This is a genomic window from Acuticoccus mangrovi (assembly GCF_016411865.1).
Classification (GTDB): domain Bacteria; phylum Pseudomonadota; class Alphaproteobacteria; order Rhizobiales; family Amorphaceae; genus Acuticoccus; species Acuticoccus mangrovi.
The window spans coordinates 349,120-367,401 of sequence record NZ_JAEKJA010000007.1; the positions used below are offsets into that span (position 1 = coordinate 349,120).

The window sequence follows — 18,282 nt, forward strand, 5'->3', positions numbered from 1 at the left end:
TCTTCGGGTTGCGTCATCGTTACCGATCTGCCAGTCACGCTTGCCGGTTGCTGGGGAACTTCATGGCTGGAACCGTCATCGTCACACGCAGGCTCCCTGCTCCCGTGGAGGAGCGGATGCGTCAGCTCTTCGACGTGCGGCTCAACACCGCCGACGTGCCGATGACCCAGGCGGAGCTCGTGAACGCCATGCGCACCGCGCGCGTGCTCGTCCCCACCATCACCGACCGCATCGACGCCGCGGTGCTCGCCCAGGCGGGGCCCGACCTCGGCCTCGTCGCCAACTTCGGCAACGGCGTCGACCACATCGATCTCAACGCTGCGGCGGCGCGTCGCATCGCCGTCACCAACACCCCCGGCGTCCTCACCGAGGACACCGCCGACATGACGATGGCGATGATCCTCGCCCTGCGCCGGCGCATCCCGGAGGGGGTGAAGGTGATGGAGGAGGGCCGCTTTCACGGCTGGTCGCCCACCTGGATGATGGGCCACCGCGTGTCGGGCCGGCGCATCGGGATCGTCGGATTGGGGCGTATCGGGGCGGCGGTGGCGCGGCGCGCGCGCGCCTTCGGCATGTCGGTGCACTATCATGCGCCGCGTCCGGCGGCCGCCTCGGTCGTCGAGCCGCTGGAGGCGACCTACTGGGCGAGCCTCGACCAGATGCTCGCCAACATGGACATCGTATCGATCCATTGTCCGCAGACGCCGGCGACCTATCACCTGTTGTCGGCGCGCCGCCTGGCGCTGATGCGGCCGGAGGCGGTGCTCGTCAACATCGCCCGCGGTGACATCGTCGACGAGGCGGCGCTCATCGAGCGGCTCGCGGCCGGCCTTCTCGGCGGCGCCGCGCTCGACGTCTACACCCGCGTTCCGGCCGTCGACAGCCGGCTTCAGGCGCTCGCGCGCGAGGGCAAGGCTCTCCTCTTGCCGCACATGGGCTCGGCCACCGTTGAAGGCCGCATCGATATGGGCGAGAAGGTCATCATCAACATCCGCACTTTTCTCGACGGCCACCGTCCGCCGGATCTGGTGCTCGCCCACCACGCCGGTGTCCACAGGAAGCTTACCGCTTGATAAGGACGGCAACGTTAGACTCGCCCTTGCCGCCGGCCGCCTCAATCCCAAACGGGGGGATCTCCTCATGATTGCGTTCGCCACGACCCGCCGCGTCGGACAGGGAGTGCTTCTCGCAGCGCTCACCCTCGCGCTCGCCGGCTGCTTCGGCGGCGGGCGAAAGGCGCCGCAGCCGTTGCGCCCGGCCCCCTCCCAGCCCGTCCAGCGCGCCGACCTCGCCCCGCCGCCGGTGCAGGAGCAGCCGGAGGCGCCGATCTCCGAAGAACCGTTGCCCGACGAGACCCCGGAAGAGCCCGCCCAGGTGGCGGCGGTGACGCCGACGACCGGCATCGAGATCGGCCGCACCGACCTCCTCGGCGGTTGGACGCTGACCTCGGGTGGCGAGACCTGCCAGCTCTTCATGTCGCTCACCACCTGGACGGGCGGCTATCGCGCCTCCACGCGCGGCTGCTCCTCGCCGCAGCTCTCGGGCATCTCGGCGTGGGATCTCTCCGGCCGCACGGTGACGCTGAAGGGCGGCGACACGGCGTCCCCGGTCGCGACGCTCGCGGCGAGCGAGGCCTCGCGCTTCAACGGCTCCACGGTCGACGGGGCGGCGATCACGGTGTCGCGCTGATGAGCGGGTTGCCGCCGCTCCTGCCGCTCGTTTCCGACGCGGACGCCCCGCCCGAGGTGGCGGCGGTCTACGCCGACATCCGGGCGACGCGCGGCGGCGACTTCATCAACAATTTCTGGCGCGTGCTCGCCAACGATCCGGCGCTCCTCGCGCGCACCTGGGCCGATCTCAAGGCGGTGATGGGGAAGGGGAGCCTCGATCCCCTCACCAAGGAGCTCGTCTACATCGCGGTGTCGGTGACGAACGGCTGCACCTACTGCATCAACTCCCACACCGCCTCGGCCCGCGCCAAGGGGATGACCGACGCGATGCTCGCCGAGTTGATCGGCGTCGTCGGCATGGCGAACGAGACCAACCGCCTCGTGACCGGCCTGCAGGTCCCGGTGGACGAGGAATTTCTCGCCCGATGATCGTCGCGGCCGACTGGTCTGGCCGCGACCCGGACCATCGGCCCGTGCTTCTCACCGACCGGCTGCGGCTCGATCTGCCGGTGCGGGACGACGCCGAGCGGATGGCGCGGCTCGCCGGCGACCTCGACGTCTCGCGCTGGCTGGCGCGGGTGCCGCATCCCTATCGCCTGCGCGACGCGGTGGGCTTCGTCGACATTCTGGCGCGACAGGACATGGTGTGGGCCATCCGGCGGCGCGACGACGAGCGAGGCCGGCTGATCGGCACCATAGGCCTGGTGCCGCTGGGGGACGATGCGGCGGAGATCGGCTATTGGCTCGGCCGCCCCGAATGGGGGCACGGCTACGCCACCGAGGCGGCGACGGCGGTGGTGCGCCACGCGTTCGGGCCGATGGGCCTTTCCCGGCTCGTCGCCGGCGCGTTCGAGGGCAACGAGCGCTCGCTTCGCGTGCTCGAGAAGGTGGGCTTTCGCCGGACGGGAGCCTCGCTGCGCCACTGCCTCGCGCTCGGACGGGAGCTGCCGCACATCGACGTCGCGATGGCGCCGCCCGGCTGACGCAATGGCGCCGCCCGGCTGATGCGAGGGGCGAGCGAAGGGGCCGGCCCCTCCGCTCGCCCCGCGACGCCTCAGAGGATGTAGCGCGAGAGGTCGGCGTCCTTGGCGATCTCGGCGACGGCGTCGCGCACATAGGCGCCGTCGATCGTCAGCGTCTCGCCGGCGCGGTCGGTGGCGCTGAAGGAGATCTCGTCGAGCACCCGCTCGATGACGGTCTGCAGCCGCCGGGCGCCGATATTCTCCACGCTGGCGTTGATGTCCACGGCGAGCTCGGCGATGGCGTCGATGCCGTCGGGGGTGAAGTCGAGCGTCACCTCCTCGGTCTTCATCAGCGCTTCGGACTGCTTGATGAGGCTCGCCTCGGTCTCCGTCAGGATCGAGCGGAAGTCCTCCTTGGTGAGCGGCTGCAGCTCCACGCGGATCGGCAGGCGGCCCTGCAGCTCCGGCAGGAGGTCCGACGGTTTCGACACGTGGAAGGCGCCGGAGGCGATGAAGAGGATGTGGTCCGTCTTCACCTGCCCGTGCTTGGTCGCGACGGTGGTGCCCTCCACGAGCGGCAGGAGATCGCGCTGCACGCCCTCGCGCGAGACGTCGCCGCCCGCCCGGTCGGAGCGCACGGTGATCTTGTCGATCTCGTCGAGGAAGACGATGCCGTTCTCCTCCACCTGCTTCAGCGCCTCCTGGGTGAGCTTTTCCTGGTCGAGCAGCTTGTCGCTCTCCTCGGCGATCAGGAGCTCGTAGGAATCGCGCACGGTGGTGCGGTGGGTCTTCTTCTGGCCGCCGAACGCCTTGCCGAACATCTCGCCGATGTTCATCACGCCGATGTTGGCGCCGGGCATGCCGGGAATGTCGAAGTTCGGCATCTGCGGCGTCTGGGTGATCTCGATCTCGATCTCGCGGTCGTCGAGGTCGCCGCCTCTGAGCCGCTTGGCGAAGCTCTCGCGGGTGCCGGGGGACGCGCTCTTGCCGACGAGCGCGTCGAGGACGCGGCCCTCGGCGGCGAGGTGGGCGGTGGCGCGCACCTCCTTGCGGCGCCGCTCGCGCACCTGCGTCAGCCCGATCTCGACGAGATCGCGCACGATCTGCTCGACGTCGCGGCCGACATAGCCGACCTCGGTGAACTTCGTCGCCTCGACCTTGATGAAGGGGGCGTTGGCGAGCTTGGCGAGGCGGCGGGAGATCTCGGTCTTGCCGACGCCCGTCGGGCCGATCATCAGGATGTTCTTGGGCATCACCTCTTCGCGCAGCTCTTCAGGCAGCTGCTGGCGGCGCCAGCGGTTGCGCAGCGCGATGGCGACGGCGCGCTTCGCCTCCTTCTGCCCGATGATGTAGCGATCGAGCTCGGAGACGATCTCGCGGGGAGAGTAGTTGGTCATCTGAAGTCCTTTCGCCGGCGTGCGTCGAGCCCCGCCGGAGGCCGCCCGAAGCGCGGCCGGTCATCACTTAGGCCGCGTCCATGCTTTCGACGATCACCTGATCGTTGGTGTAGACGCAGATGTCGGCGGCGATCGCCATGGCGCGGCGGGCGATCTCCTCGGCGCCGAGATCGGTGGTGGCGAGCGCCCGGGCGGCGGAGAGGGCATACATGCCGCCGGAGCCGATGCCGGCGATGCCTTCCTCGGGCTGCAGCACGTCGCCGTTGCCGGTGAGCACGAGCGTCTCGTTCTCGTCGGCGACGATCATCATCGCCTCGAGGTGGCGCAGATAGCGGTCGGTGCGCCAGTCCTTGGCGAGCTCGACGGCGGCGCGCATCAGCTGCCCCGGATATTGTTCCAGCTTCGCCTCGAGCCGCTCCAGTAGGGTGAAGGCGTCGGCGGTCGCGCCCGCGAAGCCGGCGATCACGTCGCCCTTGCCGATGCGGCGGACCTTGCGGGCCCCGCCCTTGATGACGGTCTGGCCCATCGTAACCTGGCCGTCGCCGGCGATCACCACCTTGCCGCCCTTGCGGACGGTGACGATGGTGGTGCCGTGCCACGGCGCTTCTGAAGTGTGTGTCATGAACTCGTACCGTTGAAGTGCCGTTTTCATATGGTTTGCGGCGCGCGTGCCGCAACGCGGCGACCCGGGGGCCGCCATGCCACACCTCGGCGAAACGGCACGAAACGGGAGAGGCGCGGGGCTCGCCCGAGTGATCGCGCCTCGCCGGGCCTCGCCCGAGGCGGGTTAGCCGAGACTTCTTAAGAGGTTGTTCAGCGCGAGCTGGGCGGCAGAGTGCTGAGCGCGGTGTGGAGCCGGCGTTGATCGCATCATGAGAGCCATCGGGGGAGGTCGCGCCCGCGGCGTTCTGATGGGCCGTGTGGGATCGCCTAGGCCCGATCCTGCCCCGAAACAGTGAGCGGATTTATGCCGCCATGCGCTCGGCCTCGGCTGGTGATCGATTACCGAGGGCGGAGCGGAGGCGACGGGGATCGTGGAAACCCTCGATGAGGCCGAACAGATTGTGACGGGCAGTGTCGCGTGTCGGGTAGATCTGGCGATGCACCCGCTCGACCACGAGGGTATGGAGGAAGCAGTGTCCGGAGGAGGTTTTTGGGAGGCCGCCTGAGCTTGCCGCTTTGGGCCGTTCCCGGACGCTCGGCGCCCTGACTGCGATCCTCGCACAACCATGTGAGTGGCGGCCGGCTCTGCCGCGGCCGCGAACAGACTTCGCCCCGCGGGAGCAAGTCATGCCGCGTCCTCGTCGCGCGCATCCCCATCGTCACGCATCGATGCGCGGCACGTTCTCACGCGGATCGCCGGCGGTTTCTGGGGGAGGCTGGCGCGATGTCTTGCCGGGATGACATGGTTCATCGACTTTGTTGGCCTATTCTCTTTTGCATGAAGCCGGTGGGTGCGGGTGGCGTCGCCGCCGTGCCGCGCGGTAAGACGGGCGTGGGCGACTTCGACACGCGTCCGAGCAGTGGGGGAGGCGATGAGCGCCGTGACGGGCCGGACGACTTTGCTGAATGCCGTGTGGATGCGGGCCGTGACGGCTCTCGTGCTCGGCGCGTTGCTTCTCACCGCGCCGGCTCGGGCGCAGGAGAGCGGCGCGACCACCCCAGCCGCCGCGACCACTCCAACCGACACCGCGAGTCAGGCCGCCACCGCCTCGCCCGCCACCGCCTCGCCCGCCACCGCGCCGCCCGCCGGGGTCTCATCGCGCGTGGACTTGGGGCCGGACGGGAGGCTCGACGCCAGCGACGTTCTCTCGGCTGCCGACCGGGCGATCCCCGTGTCGCCGCTCTCGCCGGCCCCCGTCGGGTCGCCGCGGCAGACATTCGCGAGCTTTCGTGCCCTCGCCCAGGACGCCATCGGCGCCCTCCTCGAGGCGTTCGACGTCGCCGCCAACGACGATGAGATCCTCGACAGCCGCGAGGTCCTGAGGCTGAAGCAGCAGGCGATCCGCAACCTCGACCGGGCGGGATCGACGTTCGACCTCTCGGAGGTGCCGCCGGTCAACCGTGCGACGGTGGCGCTGCGCTCCGTTCTCCTGCTCGAGGAGATCATGGACCGCATTCCCGTTCCCGATCTCACGGCGATCCCGGACGAGGCCGAGGTGGAGGCCGGCGACGCGCCCAACGGCTGGACGATTCCGGGCACCGAAATCCGGATGGTGCGTCTCAAGGGACCCGACGGGGAGCCCGTCTTCCTGTTCTCGAGCGACACCGTCCAGCGCCTACCCGCGTTCTACGCCGAGGTGCAGGACATGCCCCAGAAGTCCGCCGACAAGGTGGACTTCTACCAGCACTTCGTCGCCGCGCCGGGCCTCTCGATGCCGGTGTCGATCTACCGCTTCGTGATCAACTTCCCGTCCTGGCTGCTGGCGACCTACGAGGAGCAGGCGGTGTGGCAGTGGATCGCCCTGGTGGTGCTCACGGCGCTCTTCGGCGGCATCGTCTACGCGGCCGTGCGCTGGGAGCGCCATCGCGTCCAGTCGCTCAACGCGGTGCGGCGCTCGCTGAGCCGACTGTGGCTGCCGATCGCGGTGGTCATCCTCCTCGGCCTCTACGACCGGGCGCTCGACGACTTCGTGAACCTCACCGGCGACGTGCTCGCCATCGAGGAGCTGGTGGTGGAGGCGCTCCAGGCGGTGGCGCTCGCCTTCATCGCGGTGTTCGCCTTCAACGCCCTCGCCGCGATGATCATCACCTCGCCGCGGATCGGCCAGGAGAGCCTCGACGCCAGCCTCATCCGCCTCGTCATGCGCGTGCTGGGTCTCACGGTGGCGGGCTACATCGTCTTCGTGGGGGCGACGCGGCTCGGGGTGCCGCTCTACGGCGTCATCGCCGGTCTCGGCGTGGGCGGTCTCGCCATCGCCCTCGCGGTGCGGCCGACGCTCGAGAACTTCATCGGTGGCATCATCCTTTATGCCGACCGGCCGGTGAAGGTGGGCGACTTCTGCAAGTTCGGCGACATGCTCGGCACGGTGGAGATGATCGGCCTGCGCTCCACCAAGATCCGTGCCCTCGACCGCACCCAGGTCACGGTGCAGAACGCCGACTTCGCGCAGATGTCGATCACCAACTACACGCGGCGCGACTCCAACCTGATGCAGAGCACCATCGGGCTGCGCTACGAGACGACGCCGGAGCAGCTGAGCGCGATCATCGAGGCGCTCGCGGCCATGCTGCGGGCCGACGAGCGGGTCGACGACAAGACCGTGCGCGTCTGCTTCCGCGGCTTCGGCAACTATGCGCTCAACGTCGAGATCTGGGCCTACGTGCGCAGCGCCGACTGGGGGCAGTTCCTCAAGATCCAGGAAGATCTCTTCCTCAAGGTCATGCGCATCGTCGCCGAGGAGGGCTCCGCCTTCGCCATTCCGGCGCAGACGACCTATCTCGGCACCGATCAGCCGCCGGGCCGCCCGGTGGGCGCGCAGGTCGCCCTTCTGAGCTCCGGGGAGGGCGCCGGCGGCACGGGTGCGGCGGTCTCCGCGGTCGGGTCGACGTAGCGCGGAGGGGCTTGCCGATTTCCCAATTGTGAGAGATATTCTCATGAATGAGACATGAGGCGCCTACCCTCGACGAGCGGATGGCGGAGCGGCTGCGGGCGCTGCGAGCGGCTCGTGGCTGGTCGCTGGAGGCGCTCGCCGAGCGGTGCGGGGTGAGCCGGGCGACCCTGTCGCGCCTGGAAAAGGCGGAGGTGAGCCCGACGGCGGAGGTGCTCGGCCGGCTTTGCGCGGCCTACGGCATCACCATGTCGCGCCTTCTCGCCATGGTGGAGGTCAGCTTCGCGCCGTTGGTGCGGCGGGGGGAGCAGGCCGAATGGGTCGACCCCGCGACGGGCTTCCGGCGGCGCATCGTGTCGCCGCCCGGCGAGCCGTTGATGGGGGAGGTGATCGAGTGCGCGATCCCCGCCGGCAGACGCATCCACTATGACGCTCCGTCGCGGGCGGGGCTCGAGCACCATCTGGTGATGCTCGACGGCCGGCTCGGCGTGAGCCTCGGCGACGTGGTTCACGATCTCGGCCCGGGTGACTGCCTCCGCTACCGCCTCCACGGCCCGAGCACGTTCGAGACCGGCGAGACCGCCGCCCGCTACCTTTTGGCGATGATGTGAAGGGGACGAGATGGGTGTGAGCATCGAGGCGCTCGACGTCGAGGCGTTCGACGCCGCCCTGCCGGCGCTCGCGGAGGTGCTGCAGGCGTGCGTCGCGGGCGGGGCGAGCGTCAACTTCGTGTGCCCGTTCAGCCTCGAGGAGGCACGGGCCTTCTTTCTCGACAAGGTGCGGCCGGCGGTGGTGGCGGGGCATCGGGTGGTGCTCGCCGCGTGGGTCGACGGCGAGATCGTCGGCACCGTGCAACTCGCCTGCGATACGCCGCCCAACCAGCCCCACCGGGCGGACGTGACGAAGCTCCTCGTCCACCCGAAGGCGCGGCGGCGGGGCATCGGGCGCCACCTCATGGAGGCGCTGCACGAGGCGGCGCGGGCGCGGGGGCGCAGCCTCCTCACCCTCGACACGCTGGTGGGGGATGCCGCCGAGCCGCTCTATGTCTCGGTCGGCTACCGGCGGGTCGGCCCGATCCCCGGCTACTCGCTGGCGCCCGACGGCAGCGGCCGACTCGATGCGACGATGATCATGTATTGCCCGCTCGGCGAGCGCGTCCCGCTCGAGTGATGCCACTCGGGCGGGGCGTGCTCCGAAAGGGTCAGCGGGCGCGCTGGCCGAAGAGCACCGACTGGGCGCCCTTGTCTCTGGCGAGCTGCATCTTCTCGCGCTCTTCCTTGCCGAGCGTCATGCCGCGCTCGACGGCCGGGCGCGCCTTCATGGTGGCGAGCCAGCGCTTCACGTTGGGGAACTCCTCGATGTCCATCTTCTGACGCTCCCAGCCGTTGGCCCAGCCGATGCAGGCCATGTCGGCGATGGAGTACTCGTCGCAGATAAATTCGCGGCCCTGCAGGCGCTTGTTGAGCACGCCGTAGAGGCGGTGCGTCTCGTCGGTGTAGCGCTTCTTGGCGTAGGGCACGTCTTCGGGAGCGTAGGAATTGAAGTGGTGGTTCTGGCCGAGCATCGGGCCGAAGCCGCCCATCTGCCACATCAGCCACTCGTCGACGGCGACGCGCTTGCGCTCGTCGGTGGGATAGAACTTGCCGAACTTGCGGCCGAGATATTGCAGGATCGCGCCCGACTCGAAGACCGAGATCTCCTTGCGGTCCGGCCCGTCGTGATCGACGATCGCCGGCATGCGGTTGTTGGGCGAGATGGCCAGGAACTCCGGCTTGAACTGGTCGCCGGCACCGATGTTGACGTAGTGCACGGTGTAAGGAACACCGAGCTCCTCCAACATGATGGAGATCTTCCAGCCGTTCGGGGTCGGCCAGTAGTAGAGATCGATCGGTTTGTCGCTCATCGCGGCGATGCTCCTGTTGTCCGCAAGCGGACATGGCGCATTCCGCCGCGATGGGCAATGCGTGCTATGTCACCTTTTTGCGATAGAGACCGTTCCGCGGTCTCTTTTTGCAGTCGAGGCCGCTCCGCGGCCTCTGTTTCGCATTCGACGCCGCTTTGATGGCGGCGGTTTCGTAATCGACGCCGTCAGACGGCCTCGATCACCGCGTCGGCCACCTGGAGCACCTCCTCGTCGGTGAGGTCGGGGCCCATGGGCAGGCTCAGCACCTCGTCGCAGAGGCGCTCGGCGACGGCGAGCTTCTCGTTGCCCGACAGGAGGCCGCGGAAGGCCGGGTGGCGGTGGAGCGGCACGCGGTAGAAGAGGCCGGTGCCGATCTGCCGCTCGCCGAGGGCGGCGCGGATCCGGTCGCGGTTCTTGACGCGCACGGTGTAGAGCGCCCAGGCGGAGCGCACGTCGTCGTCGTCGATGGGCGGCAGCTCGCACGCCTCGTCGAGGCGGGCGTCGTAGAGGGCGGCGATCTCGGCGCGGCGGTGGAGTTCGGCCTTGAACACCTGCAGCTTGGCGAGGAGGATCGCCGCCTGGATGGTGTCGAGCCGGCCGGTCATGCCGATGCGCATCGCCTCGTCGCCGTCGCCCTGGCGGCCGTGGGTGCGGATCTGGCGGACGGCCTCGGCGAGGTCGTCGTCGTCGGTGAGCACCGCGCCGCCATCGCCGAACGCGCCGAGCGGCTTGGTCGGATAGAACGAGATGCAGCTGATCGGGGCGAGGGCGCCGACGCGGCGTCCGCCGGCCATCGCGCCGAAGCTCTGCGCCGCGTCGGCGATGAGGGGCAGGCCGTGAACGTCGGCGGCGGCCTTCAGCGCGGCATAGTCGGCGGGGCGGCCGAAGAGGTCGACCGGCATCACCGCCTTGGGGGTGAGGCCGGCGCGCCGCGCTTCGGCGACGCCCGCGTCGACCGCGTCGGCGTCCATGTTGTAGGTCACGAGGTCGACGTCGACGAAGATCGGCGTGGCGCCAACCGCGATCACCACCGCCGCGGTGGCGGAGAAGGTGAACGCGGGCACGAGCACCGCGTCGCCCCGGCCGATGCCCATCGCCATCAGCGCCATGATCAGCGCATCGCGCCCGGAGGAGACGCCGATGGAGTGCTTGACGCCGGAGAAGGCGGCGATCTCCTTTTCGAGCTCGGTCACTTCCGGGCCCAGGATGAACTGGCCGTGGTCGAGCACCTTGGCGATCCGCCGGTCGATGTCGTGGCGTAGCCGGGCCTGTTGACGCTTGAGGTCGAACAGCGGGATCGGCTGCGTTTCAGTGGCCGGGACCCGTGCAAGAATGGCAGTCATCGTGGACCTCTAGGCAGTCAACAGGAGGGGCGTGGCGAGGTTGGCGCGGATCGTGTTGCAGACGGCGAGAGCGGCCGCGCCGGCCGCTCCGTCGACCCGCGGCGACACTTCGCCGAGGACGGCCCGCACGAATTCGTCGAGCTCGGTCTGGAGGTTGTCGCGGGGGTCGCCGAGCGCGACCTCCGTGACGGAGCCGGCGTGGCAGCGGTCGAGCCGCTTGGCCACGAGATCGGCACGCCATACGCCGTTCGCGGCGTGGACGGTGAGGGTGCGGTCGGTCGCGGGCGAGAGCCGGCTCGCCGACACCTCCGCCGCGACGCCGTTCCTGAAGGTGAGGTGGGCCGACACCGATTCGCGGCCGCTCTCGTCGCACGCCGTCGCCGCGACCGCGGCGACGGGCGCGCCGGCGAGGCGCATCACGAGGTCGATGTCGTGGATCATCAGGTCGAGCACCACGTCGACCACCGGCGGCGTCGGCCGGGGCAGATTGTGGCGCCGCGCCGCGATGTGGCGCACGCCGCTGACGGAGGCGGCGAGCGTCTCGAACGCGGGAGAGAAGCGCTCGATGTGGCCGACCTGGAGGACGAGCCCCTTGCGCCGGGCGAGATCGACGAGGAAGCGGGCCTCCTCGTCGGTGGCGGCGATGGGCTTTTCCACGAACACCGGCACGCCGCGCTCCAGGAGGTCGCTGGCGATCTCCTTGTGGAACTCGGTGGGGGCGGCGATCACCGCCGCGTCGAGCGCGAGATCGCCGGCGTGGCGCGCCACGTCCGCGCCGACGGGGTCGGCGGCGGCGTGGGCCCGCTCCGGCGAACGGTCGACGACCGTCACCTTCGCGACGGACGGATGTTGACTGAGATGGCGGACGTGGTGACGACCGAACGAGCCGGCACCGATCACGCCCACATGAATCACTTTCATGAGGATTGAAGTAGCATGGGGTTGGCAACGAAGAAGTTACCGCAGCGCAACAACCCCCCTAGGGGACTGATTCTACGCTCAATTGGTGTTGCATCACGTAACAATGGGCGTCGAATCAACCATAGAATGCAGGGCGTGACGCACGCACCCGCACCGGGCGGCCGTCAGGCCGCGTCGTAGTCCACCGCGACCCGGTCCGTGGTGGGGGTGGACTGGCAGGTGAGGACGAAGCCCTCGTCCACCTCGTCGGGCCGCAGCGAGTAGTTGACCGCCATCGCGACGCCGCCTTCGGTGACTTTGGCGCGGCAGGTGCAGCACATCCCGGCGCGGCAGGAGTAGGGAACGTCGAGGCCGGCGTCCATGGCGGCGTCGAGGATGCGCTGGTCGTGGCCGACCTTCAGCTCGGTGGTGACGCCGTCGAGGGTGACGGCGACGGTGGCCTTCGCCGCGTCCGGCTCCGTGGACGGGCGGGCGCGGGGCGCGCGCGGCGCCTCGCCGTCGGGCGTGAAGCGCTCGAGCAGGATCTTCGCCGCGTCGACGCCGAGCGCCTTCAGCGCGTCGGTACAGCCTTCGAGGAAGGTGGCGGGACCGCAGAGCACGAAGTTGTCCACCGTCGAGACGGGCACGACGTGCCGCATGAAGCCGGCGACCTTCTCCCCGTCGATGCGCCCGTTGAGGGCGGCGACGTCCTGCGCCTCGCGCGACAGCACGTTGTGGACCGAGAAGCGGCCCATGTAGCGGTCCTTGAGGTCCTCGATGGCTTCGCGGAAAAGGATCGAGCGCGACGTCTGGTTGCCGTAGAACAGGAAGACGCGGGACTGAGGCTCGCGCACCAGGACGGTCCGCAGCTGCGAGGCGACGGGGGTGATGCCCGAGCCGGCGGCGAAGGCGACGATGGTGCGCGGTCCCGTCGGCTCGGGGAGCACGAAGCGACCGGCGGGCGGCATCACGTCGATGGTGTCGCCGGCGGCGAGGCGCTCGTTGGCGAAGGCGGAGAAGAGGCCCCCTTCGACGCGCTTCACCGCGATGCGCCATTCGTGATCGTCGAGACCGGAGGAGATCGAGTAGGAGCGCCGCACCTCCTCGCCGTCGAGCTTGGTGCGCAGCGTGAGATACTGGCCCGGCGCGTAGCGGAAGCGCTCGGCGAGGTCGGCCGGCATCTCGAAGGCGATCGACACGGCGTCGTCGGTCTCGCGGCGGACGTCGGCGATCTTGAGGGGGTGGAAGCGCGGGCGTTCCGCGGCGACGGTTTCTAGTGGCATTTGAAATAATCGAATGGTTCGCGGCAGCTCTCGCAGCGGTAGAGCGCCTTGCAGGCGGTGGAGCCGAATTCGGAGACTTTGGTGGTGTGGGTCGAGCCGCAGTGGGGGCAGGCGACGGCGGGCTCGCCGAAGAGGGCGCCGCGGCCGGCGGCCCCGGCGGGCGGGGCGATGCCGTAGGTGCGCAGCTTCTGGCGGCCTTCCTCGGAGAGCCAGTCGGTGGTCCAGGCGGGGGAGAGGACGCGCTTCACCTTCACGTCCTGGAAGCCGGCGTCGCGCAACGCCACCTCCACCTGCACCGAGATGAGGTCCATGGCGGGGCAGCCCGAATAGGTCGGGGTGATGGTGGCGACGATGGTGCCCGCCTCCTCGCGCACCTCGCGCAGCACGCCGAGGTCCTCGATGGTGAGGACGGGCACCTCGGGGTCCATCACCGTGGCGGCGGCGCGCCAGGCGCGCTCCTCGGCGGGGGTGCGCGCGCTCACCATGTCGCCCCCGGATAGGCGCGCTGCATAAACTGCAGGTCGGCGAGGATGAAGCCGAGATGCTCGGTGTGGTAGCCGGTGCGCCCGCCGGTCTGCATGAACGGCACCTCCGGCACGGTGAGGCCGGTGGCGGCGAGGGCCTGGTCGATCGTCTGCTGCCACACCGCGTGCACGCTGCGCGGGTCGGCGGCGACGCCCTCGGCGATGAGGGGTTCGAGCGTCGCGTCCACCTCGAAGAGCTCGCCGGTATAGGGCCACAGGGCGGCGAGGGCGGCCTCGGTGCGGGTGCGGCTCTCGTCGGTGCCGTCGCCGAGGCGCAGGAACCAGTCGCCGGAGTGGCGCACGTGGTAGCGCGCCTCCTTCTCCGACTTCGCGGCGATCGCGGCGATCGTCGCGTCGGTCGAGGCCGTGAGCACGGCCCAGTAGGGCAGTGCGAAGGCCGAATAGAGGAGCTGGCGCACGATGGTGTGGGCGAAGTCGCCGTTGGGGCGCTCCACGAGCAGGCAGTTGAGGTAGCCGCGCGCGTCGCGCCGATAGGCGTAGTCGTCCTCGGTGAGGCCCTCGCCGTGGAGCTCGGCGGCGCGGTCGTAGAGCGAGCGGGCGGCGCCGATGTGGTCGAGCGCGATGTTGGCGAGGGCGATGTCCTCCTCGAGCATCGGCGCATGACCCGTCCACTCGGAGAGGCGATGGCCGAGGATGAGGTTGTCGTCGGCAAGGCGCAGCAGGAAGGCGAGATGCGGCGACGGGGCGGTGAGGGTGAGGGTCGTCATCTCCCGCCTCACATGTTCTCGATGTCGTCGGGAATGTCGTAGAAGCTCGGGTGGCGGTAGACCTTCGACGCGGTGGGCTCGAACATCTCGTCCTTCTCCGCCGGGTCGGAGGCGGTGATGGCGTTCGACGGCACCACCCAGATCGACAGCCCCTCGCCGCGGCGCGTGTAGACGTCGCGCGCCGCCTGGAGCGCCAGCGCCGCGTCGGCGGCGTGCACCGAGCCGACGTGGCGGTGCGCCATGCCGTTGCGGGTGCGGATGAAGACTTCCCAGAGGGGGGTGAGGTTGGTCATCGTTGTCGGAGCTCTCGCGTCATCTCGTCGTTGCGGCCCGTCGGCGGGACGACTGTTTCATTGCGGCAATCGGTAGGCCGTCGCCCGCATGGAGGGGCGCGCGGCGAAGCGGTCGAACCAGGCGGCGAGGGCGGGTCGGCCTTCGCGCCAGGGGTGGCCCGGCCAGCGAAAATCGAGGTAGCCGACGAACGCGGCGGCCGAGATCTCGCCGATGGTGGGCGCCTCGTCGTCGAGGGGGCGCCGGGCGAGATCGTCCAGTGCCGCATCGATGGCCGTATGGAAGCGCGCCATCATCGTCGCCGAACGCTCCCCGTCCGGGCGCTGCTCGTCGGCGAAGAGGCGGCCGGCGGCGGTCATCGCCCCGTCGGCGAGGCCCTGCACGAGGAGCGCTCGCCACCGCGCCTCGCCCGCCGGCGGATGCAGCCTGGCGGGCGGGTCGAGGGCATCGAGATAGGCCACGATCACCGCCGACTCGTAGAGCGGCTCGCCCACGTCCCGCTCCAGCGTCGGCACCTTGGCGAGCGGGTTCACCGCGCGCAGCGCCGCGCTGGTCCACGGGTTCACCTCCTCAAGGGCGAGGGCGCCGTCGAGCGACAGTTCCGCCGCCGCGATCCGCACCTTGCGCGAGAACGGCGAGGTCGGCGCGTACCACAAGCGCATGGCCCGGGCCTCACGTTCGCGCCGCGGTCAGGCCGCGAGCGTCTCGCTCTCGCGGGCCGCGCGCTTCTGCGCGTAGGCGAGCGCGGCGTCGCGGACCCAGGCGCCGTTCTCCTGGGCGGCCTTGCGTGCGGCGACGCGGTCGGCGTTGCAGGGACCGCCGCCGGCCAGCACCCGCTTGAACTCCTCCCAGTCGATCTCGCCGATCTCCCAATGCCCCGTCTCCTCGTTGAACTTGAGGTCGGGGTCGGGGATCTCGAGGCCGATGCGGTGGGCCTGGGGCACCGTGGCGTCGATGAACTTCTGGCGCAGCTCGTCGTTGGTGAAGCGCTTGATCTTCCACGCCATCGACTTCGCCGAGTGTACCGAATCGCCGTCCGAGGGGCCGAACATCATGATCGACGGCCACCACCAGCGGTTCAGCGAATCCTGCGCCAGCTCCTTCTGCTCGGGCGTGCCGGCGCAGAGCGTCATGATCTGCTCGTAGCCCTGGCGCTGATGGAAGCTCTCTTCCTTGCAGATGCGGATCATCGCCCGCGCGTAGGGCCCGAAGGAGCAGCGGCACAGCGGGATCTGGTTCATGATCGCCGCGCCGTCGACGAGCCAGCCGATCATGCCGATGTCGGCCCAGGTCAGCGTCGGGTAGTTGAAGATCGAGGAATATTTGGCGCGCCCGTCGACGAGCTCGTCCATCATCTCCTCGCGCGATTTGCCGAGCGTTTCGGCCGCGCAATAGAGATAGAGGCCGTGCCCGCCCTCGTCCTGCACCTTGGCGAGGAGGGCGGCCTTGCGGCGCAGCGAGGGGGCGCGGGTGATCCAGTTGCCCTCCGGCAGCATGCCGATGATCTCGGAATGGGCGTGCTGGGCGATCTGGCGCACCAGCGTCTTGCGGTAGCCCTCCGGCATGAAGTCGTTGGGCTCGATGCGTTCTTCCGCATCGATGCGCGCCATGAAGCGGGCCTCGCGCGGGTCGCCCTCGTCGTTCTGCGGCAGATCGAGGTTGTTGAGCGCCTGCGTGTACACGGCAACGTCCCCCCTTATTTTATGCTGCGGATAAAATGTGTGACTAAATCGGTCTCGTCAAGTTAAAATCTGTCACATATCGACGGTGGCGGGGGTCGGGTCGCAGAAGCGGCGGGCGTCGTCCGGCTTGGGGAGCGGGCCGGCGGCGTTCTGGGCATTGTCGTCGAGCCAGCTGTCGGAGAGCGGCTCCAGGCGCCGGTAGAGGGTGGCGAAGGCGCGGTAGGCGGCGTCGGCAGGCCAGTCCGCCGGGCGCGCATCCCGCGACAGATGAGGGTCGCGCAGCACGATGCGGCGGAAGCCGTGCACCAGCATGATGCGCAGCGCGAGGGCCTGGAGCGGGTCCGCGTCCTCGGCGTAGGGGGTGATCTGCGCGGTTGCGGTGATGAAGCCGTGATAGCGGGCGGCGATGTCGGCGAGGGGGTAGAGGGCCGTCGCGAGGGCGGCGTCGTCGCCGGTGGCGGTGAGGCGGATGACCGCGTCGGGGGGCGGCGGGGCGTCGTCGGCGTGGGGGCGGGCGTAGACGCCGGGCACGAGGGCGGCATAGCCCGCGCGGGCGAGCTGCTTGCGGTCGGCGGCGCCCGGCGGAAGGGTGACGACCATCTCCCATCCGGGTGGCGGCGTCGGAGCGGTGGTGCGATAGATGAGGCGCTCGGCCCGGCGCGACAGGGCGAGCGCCTCGCCCGACAGGCGGTAGTGGCTGGTGCGGCCGACCCGGTGGCGCTCGAGGAAGCCGTCGCGGGCGAGGCGGCTCATCGCGGTGCGGGTGGAGCCCGGCTCCACGTCGAGCGCGGCGAGGAGCTCGGTCAGCGTGCCGAGCCAAAGCTCGCCGCCGCGCGGCATCACGCAGTCGCCGTAGATCGATACGATCAGCGACCACGCCCGGACGGGAGTGGTATCGAGGGCGTCGGAGAATCGGTTGATGGCATCTCTCATTGATTCACAACGTGATATCCCGATACCGCGCGCTGCGGAATAGACTTGATGAGGCGACGTTAGCGTTGTCGGATAGGCGAGGGGAGCGGCGGGCGACGATGGAGACCCTCGGGTGATCGTGACGTGCGGCGAGGCGATGGTGGACCTGATGCCGGAGACGGTGGGCGGGGAAACGCTGTTCCGACCCATCGTCGGCGGCTCCCTTTATAACGTCGCCCTCGGCGTTGCACGTCTCGGCGGCCGGGCGGGGTATCTGTGGGAGCTGTCGCACGACACTTTGGGGGTGCAGCTTCTCGCCGGGCTGCGTGGCGAGGGGGTGGACGTCGCCGCCGTGCGCGTCGCGGCGCGGGCGACGCCGGTCGCGGTGGTGGACCTTTCCGGCCCCGAGCCGCGCTTCAACATCGCCGACCCGGACGCCGTGATGGTGGATACCGTGCCGCCGGGCCTGCCGGACGGGGCCGAGTGCCTGGTGATCGGCTCGGCGGTGCTGGCGCGCGAGCCCGTCGCCGCCGCCATCGAGGCGCTGGCCGCCACCGCGCCGCGCGTCGCGATCGACTACAATGTGCGCCAGCCGAGCATCGTCGACCTCGCCGCCTACAAGGCGCGGCTCGTGCGTCTCTCCGGTCCGGGCGCGATCGTCAAGGCGAGCGTGGCGGACCTCGCCTTTCTGGGAGAGCAGGCGCCGCACGCGTTCATGAAAGGCCTGCTCGAGGCTGGGGCCGCGCTCGTGGTGCTGACCGCGGGGGCGGACGGGGCGTGGGCGTGGACCGCGGCGGGCGAGGGGTTCGTCCCCTCGATGGCCGGGCCGATCGTCGACGCGGTGGGGGCGGGCGACGCGTTCATGGCCGGATTGATGGCACATTTGCAGGGTATTGGTGCGCTCAAGGATGGTCGCGCTGCCGAGCTCGGCTCACAGGACATTGCTTTAATGCTGGATTTCGCTCAGCGTGTCGCCGCTGCAACGTGCGGCTGTAAGGGGGCGGTGATGCCCCATTTGTCGGCGTTGCGGGGGTCGGCGGCGCCGCGTCACGCGACGTCGAGTGCGGTGGGGTAGTTTGGAGGTGTTCTTGCGACGCAAAAAGCAATCGCCTATGCGTCAAAGGCCGCGCGCGTCA

20 protein-coding genes are annotated in these 18,282 nt (G+C 69.8%); 8 read left to right on the top strand and 12 right to left on the bottom strand.

Features of this window, described 5'->3' with window-relative positions; genetic code table 11:
• Positions 1 to 62: 62 nt before the first annotated feature.
• The 4 genes from JCR33_RS10835 to JCR33_RS10850 all read left to right on the top strand — a co-directional run bounded on the left by JCR33_RS10835 (position 63) and on the right by JCR33_RS10850 (position 2,653).
• Positions 63 to 1,073 carry a 2-hydroxyacid dehydrogenase gene (locus JCR33_RS10835; protein ID WP_198882063.1) on the top strand — a complete coding sequence of 337 codons (1,011 nt, stop codon included), beginning with the start codon at positions 63 to 65 and terminating at the stop codon, positions 1,071 to 1,073.
• A 67-nt stretch (positions 1,074 to 1,140) separates the two neighbouring features.
• Positions 1,141 to 1,689, top strand: coding sequence for an AprI/Inh family metalloprotease inhibitor (locus JCR33_RS10840; protein ID WP_198882064.1), 549 nt, complete (start codon positions 1,141 to 1,143; stop codon positions 1,687 to 1,689).
• Positions 1,689 to 2,099: a carboxymuconolactone decarboxylase family protein gene (locus JCR33_RS10845; RefSeq protein ID WP_198882065.1), complete on the top strand. Its 411-nt coding sequence runs from the start codon at positions 1,689 to 1,691 to the stop codon at positions 2,097 to 2,099. Before JCR33_RS10840 ends, JCR33_RS10845 begins: the two co-directional genes overlap by 1 nt.
• Positions 2,096 to 2,653, top strand: coding sequence for a GNAT family N-acetyltransferase (locus JCR33_RS10850; protein WP_198882066.1), 558 nt, complete (start codon positions 2,096 to 2,098; stop codon positions 2,651 to 2,653). The genes JCR33_RS10845 and JCR33_RS10850 overlap by 4 nt, the downstream gene beginning before the upstream one ends.
• A gap of 71 nt (positions 2,654 to 2,724) precedes the next feature.
• On the opposite strand, the gene hslU is transcribed toward JCR33_RS10850, so the two are convergent.
• Together hslU and hslV are read right to left on the bottom strand one after the other, a co-directional pair.
• A complete protein-coding gene (hslU, locus tag JCR33_RS10855; protein WP_198882067.1) occupies positions 2,725 to 4,029 on the bottom strand; it encodes an ATP-dependent protease ATPase subunit HslU in 1,305 nt (434 codons plus the stop codon).
• Positions 4,030 to 4,096: 67 nt separating this feature from the next.
• Positions 4,097 to 4,651 (bottom strand): ATP-dependent protease subunit HslV, encoded by a 555-nt coding sequence (gene hslV / locus JCR33_RS10860; RefSeq protein ID WP_198882068.1) that lies wholly within the window; start codon positions 4,649 to 4,651, stop codon positions 4,097 to 4,099.
• Positions 4,652 to 5,618: 967 nt separating this feature from the next.
• Between hslV and JCR33_RS25510 the strand changes: the two genes are divergently transcribed.
• The 3 genes from JCR33_RS25510 to JCR33_RS10875 are packed head-to-tail and all read left to right on the top strand — an operon-like array spanning position 5,619 to position 8,750.
• Positions 5,619 to 7,583 (top strand): mechanosensitive ion channel family protein, encoded by a 1,965-nt coding sequence (locus JCR33_RS25510; protein ID WP_198882069.1) that lies wholly within the window; start codon positions 5,619 to 5,621, stop codon positions 7,581 to 7,583.
• A gap of 47 nt (positions 7,584 to 7,630) precedes the next feature.
• A complete protein-coding gene (locus JCR33_RS10870) occupies positions 7,631 to 8,191 on the top strand; it encodes a helix-turn-helix domain-containing protein (RefSeq protein WP_198882070.1) in 561 nt (186 codons plus the stop codon).
• A gap of 10 nt (positions 8,192 to 8,201) precedes the next feature.
• Complete coding sequence (locus JCR33_RS10875; protein ID WP_198882071.1) at positions 8,202 to 8,750, top strand: GNAT family N-acetyltransferase; 549 nt, start codon at positions 8,202 to 8,204, stop codon at positions 8,748 to 8,750.
• A 31-nt stretch (positions 8,751 to 8,781) separates the two neighbouring features.
• Here JCR33_RS10875 and JCR33_RS10880 read toward each other — a convergent pair whose 3' ends face one another.
• The 10 genes from JCR33_RS10880 to JCR33_RS10925 all read right to left on the bottom strand — a co-directional run bounded on the left by JCR33_RS10880 (position 8,782) and on the right by JCR33_RS10925 (position 17,167).
• Positions 8,782 to 9,483, bottom strand: coding sequence for a glutathione S-transferase N-terminal domain-containing protein (locus tag JCR33_RS10880; protein WP_198882072.1), 702 nt, complete (start codon positions 9,481 to 9,483; stop codon positions 8,782 to 8,784).
• 185 nt (positions 9,484 to 9,668) lie between these two features.
• A complete protein-coding gene (locus JCR33_RS10885) occupies positions 9,669 to 10,826 on the bottom strand; it encodes a DegT/DnrJ/EryC1/StrS family aminotransferase (RefSeq protein ID WP_198882073.1) in 1,158 nt (385 codons plus the stop codon).
• Between the two features lie 9 nt (positions 10,827 to 10,835).
• A complete protein-coding gene (locus tag JCR33_RS10890; protein ID WP_198882074.1) occupies positions 10,836 to 11,747 on the bottom strand; it encodes a Gfo/Idh/MocA family protein in 912 nt (303 codons plus the stop codon).
• Positions 11,748 to 11,911: 164 nt separating this feature from the next.
• Complete coding sequence (gene paaE / locus JCR33_RS10895) at positions 11,912 to 13,009, bottom strand: 1,2-phenylacetyl-CoA epoxidase subunit PaaE (protein WP_198882075.1); 1,098 nt, start codon at positions 13,007 to 13,009, stop codon at positions 11,912 to 11,914.
• The gene (gene paaD / locus JCR33_RS10900) at positions 13,000 to 13,494 is read right to left on the bottom strand and encodes a 1,2-phenylacetyl-CoA epoxidase subunit PaaD (RefSeq protein WP_198882076.1); all 495 of its coding nucleotides are present in this window, start codon (positions 13,492 to 13,494) and stop codon (positions 13,000 to 13,002) included. Before paaD ends, paaE begins: the two co-directional genes overlap by 10 nt.
• The gene (paaC, locus tag JCR33_RS10905; RefSeq protein WP_198882077.1) at positions 13,488 to 14,261 is read right to left on the bottom strand and encodes a 1,2-phenylacetyl-CoA epoxidase subunit PaaC; all 774 of its coding nucleotides are present in this window, start codon (positions 14,259 to 14,261) and stop codon (positions 13,488 to 13,490) included. Before paaC ends, paaD begins: the two co-directional genes overlap by 7 nt.
• 8 nt (positions 14,262 to 14,269) lie before the next feature.
• Positions 14,270 to 14,554 (bottom strand): 1,2-phenylacetyl-CoA epoxidase subunit PaaB, encoded by a 285-nt coding sequence (gene paaB / locus JCR33_RS10910; protein ID WP_198882078.1) that lies wholly within the window; start codon positions 14,552 to 14,554, stop codon positions 14,270 to 14,272.
• Positions 14,555 to 14,611: 57 nt separating this feature from the next.
• Positions 14,612 to 15,214, bottom strand: coding sequence for a glutathione S-transferase family protein (locus JCR33_RS10915; RefSeq protein WP_198882079.1), 603 nt, complete (start codon positions 15,212 to 15,214; stop codon positions 14,612 to 14,614).
• Positions 15,215 to 15,241: 27 nt separating this feature from the next.
• Positions 15,242 to 16,234 carry a 1,2-phenylacetyl-CoA epoxidase subunit PaaA gene (gene paaA / locus JCR33_RS10920; RefSeq protein WP_198882080.1) on the bottom strand — a complete coding sequence of 331 codons (993 nt, stop codon included), beginning with the start codon at positions 16,232 to 16,234 and terminating at the stop codon, positions 15,242 to 15,244.
• 72 nt (positions 16,235 to 16,306) lie between these two features.
• Positions 16,307 to 17,167: a PaaX family transcriptional regulator gene (locus JCR33_RS10925; protein WP_198882081.1), complete on the bottom strand. Its 861-nt coding sequence runs from the start codon at positions 17,165 to 17,167 to the stop codon at positions 16,307 to 16,309.
• Positions 17,168 to 17,279: 112 nt separating this feature from the next.
• On the opposite strand from JCR33_RS10925, the gene JCR33_RS10930 reads away from it, so the two are divergent.
• Positions 17,280 to 18,221, top strand: a complete 942-nt coding sequence (locus JCR33_RS10930) for a PfkB family carbohydrate kinase (protein ID WP_198882082.1) — start codon at positions 17,280 to 17,282, stop codon at positions 18,219 to 18,221.
• Positions 18,222 to 18,282: the final 61 nt, after the last annotated feature.

Bases quoted from the DNA above. Each gene is read 5' to 3' on its own strand.
- JCR33_RS10835 (WP_198882063.1), top strand. From the start codon at position 63: ATGGCTGGAACCGTCATCGTCACACGCAGGCTCCCTGCTCCCGTGGAG.
- JCR33_RS10840 (WP_198882064.1), top strand. From the start codon at position 1,141: ATGATTGCGTTCGCCACGACCCGCCGCGTCGGACAGGGAGTGCTTCTC.
- JCR33_RS10845 (WP_198882065.1), top strand. From the start codon at position 1,689: ATGAGCGGGTTGCCGCCGCTCCTGCCGCTCGTTTCCGACGCGGACGCC.
- JCR33_RS10850 (WP_198882066.1), top strand. From the start codon at position 2,096: ATGATCGTCGCGGCCGACTGGTCTGGCCGCGACCCGGACCATCGGCCC.
- hslU (WP_198882067.1), bottom strand. From the start codon at position 4,029: ATGACCAACTACTCTCCCCGCGAGATCGTCTCCGAGCTCGATCGCTAC.
- hslV (WP_198882068.1), bottom strand. From the start codon at position 4,651: ATGACACACACTTCAGAAGCGCCGTGGCACGGCACCACCATCGTCACC.
- JCR33_RS10870 (WP_198882070.1), top strand. From the start codon at position 7,631: ATGAGACATGAGGCGCCTACCCTCGACGAGCGGATGGCGGAGCGGCTG.
- JCR33_RS10875 (WP_198882071.1), top strand. From the start codon at position 8,202: ATGGGTGTGAGCATCGAGGCGCTCGACGTCGAGGCGTTCGACGCCGCC.
- JCR33_RS10880 (WP_198882072.1), bottom strand. From the start codon at position 9,483: ATGAGCGACAAACCGATCGATCTCTACTACTGGCCGACCCCGAACGGC.
- JCR33_RS10885 (WP_198882073.1), bottom strand. From the start codon at position 10,826: ATGACTGCCATTCTTGCACGGGTCCCGGCCACTGAAACGCAGCCGATC.
- JCR33_RS10890 (WP_198882074.1), bottom strand. From the start codon at position 11,747: ATGAAAGTGATTCATGTGGGCGTGATCGGTGCCGGCTCGTTCGGTCGT.
- paaE (WP_198882075.1), bottom strand. From the start codon at position 13,009: ATGCCACTAGAAACCGTCGCCGCGGAACGCCCGCGCTTCCACCCCCTC.
- paaD (WP_198882076.1), bottom strand. From the start codon at position 13,494: ATGGTGAGCGCGCGCACCCCCGCCGAGGAGCGCGCCTGGCGCGCCGCC.
- paaC (WP_198882077.1), bottom strand. From the start codon at position 14,261: ATGACGACCCTCACCCTCACCGCCCCGTCGCCGCATCTCGCCTTCCTG.
- paaB (WP_198882078.1), bottom strand. From the start codon at position 14,554: ATGACCAACCTCACCCCCCTCTGGGAAGTCTTCATCCGCACCCGCAAC.
- JCR33_RS10915 (WP_198882079.1), bottom strand. From the start codon at position 15,214: ATGCGCTTGTGGTACGCGCCGACCTCGCCGTTCTCGCGCAAGGTGCGG.
- JCR33_RS10925 (WP_198882081.1), bottom strand. From the start codon at position 17,167: ATGAGAGATGCCATCAACCGATTCTCCGACGCCCTCGATACCACTCCC.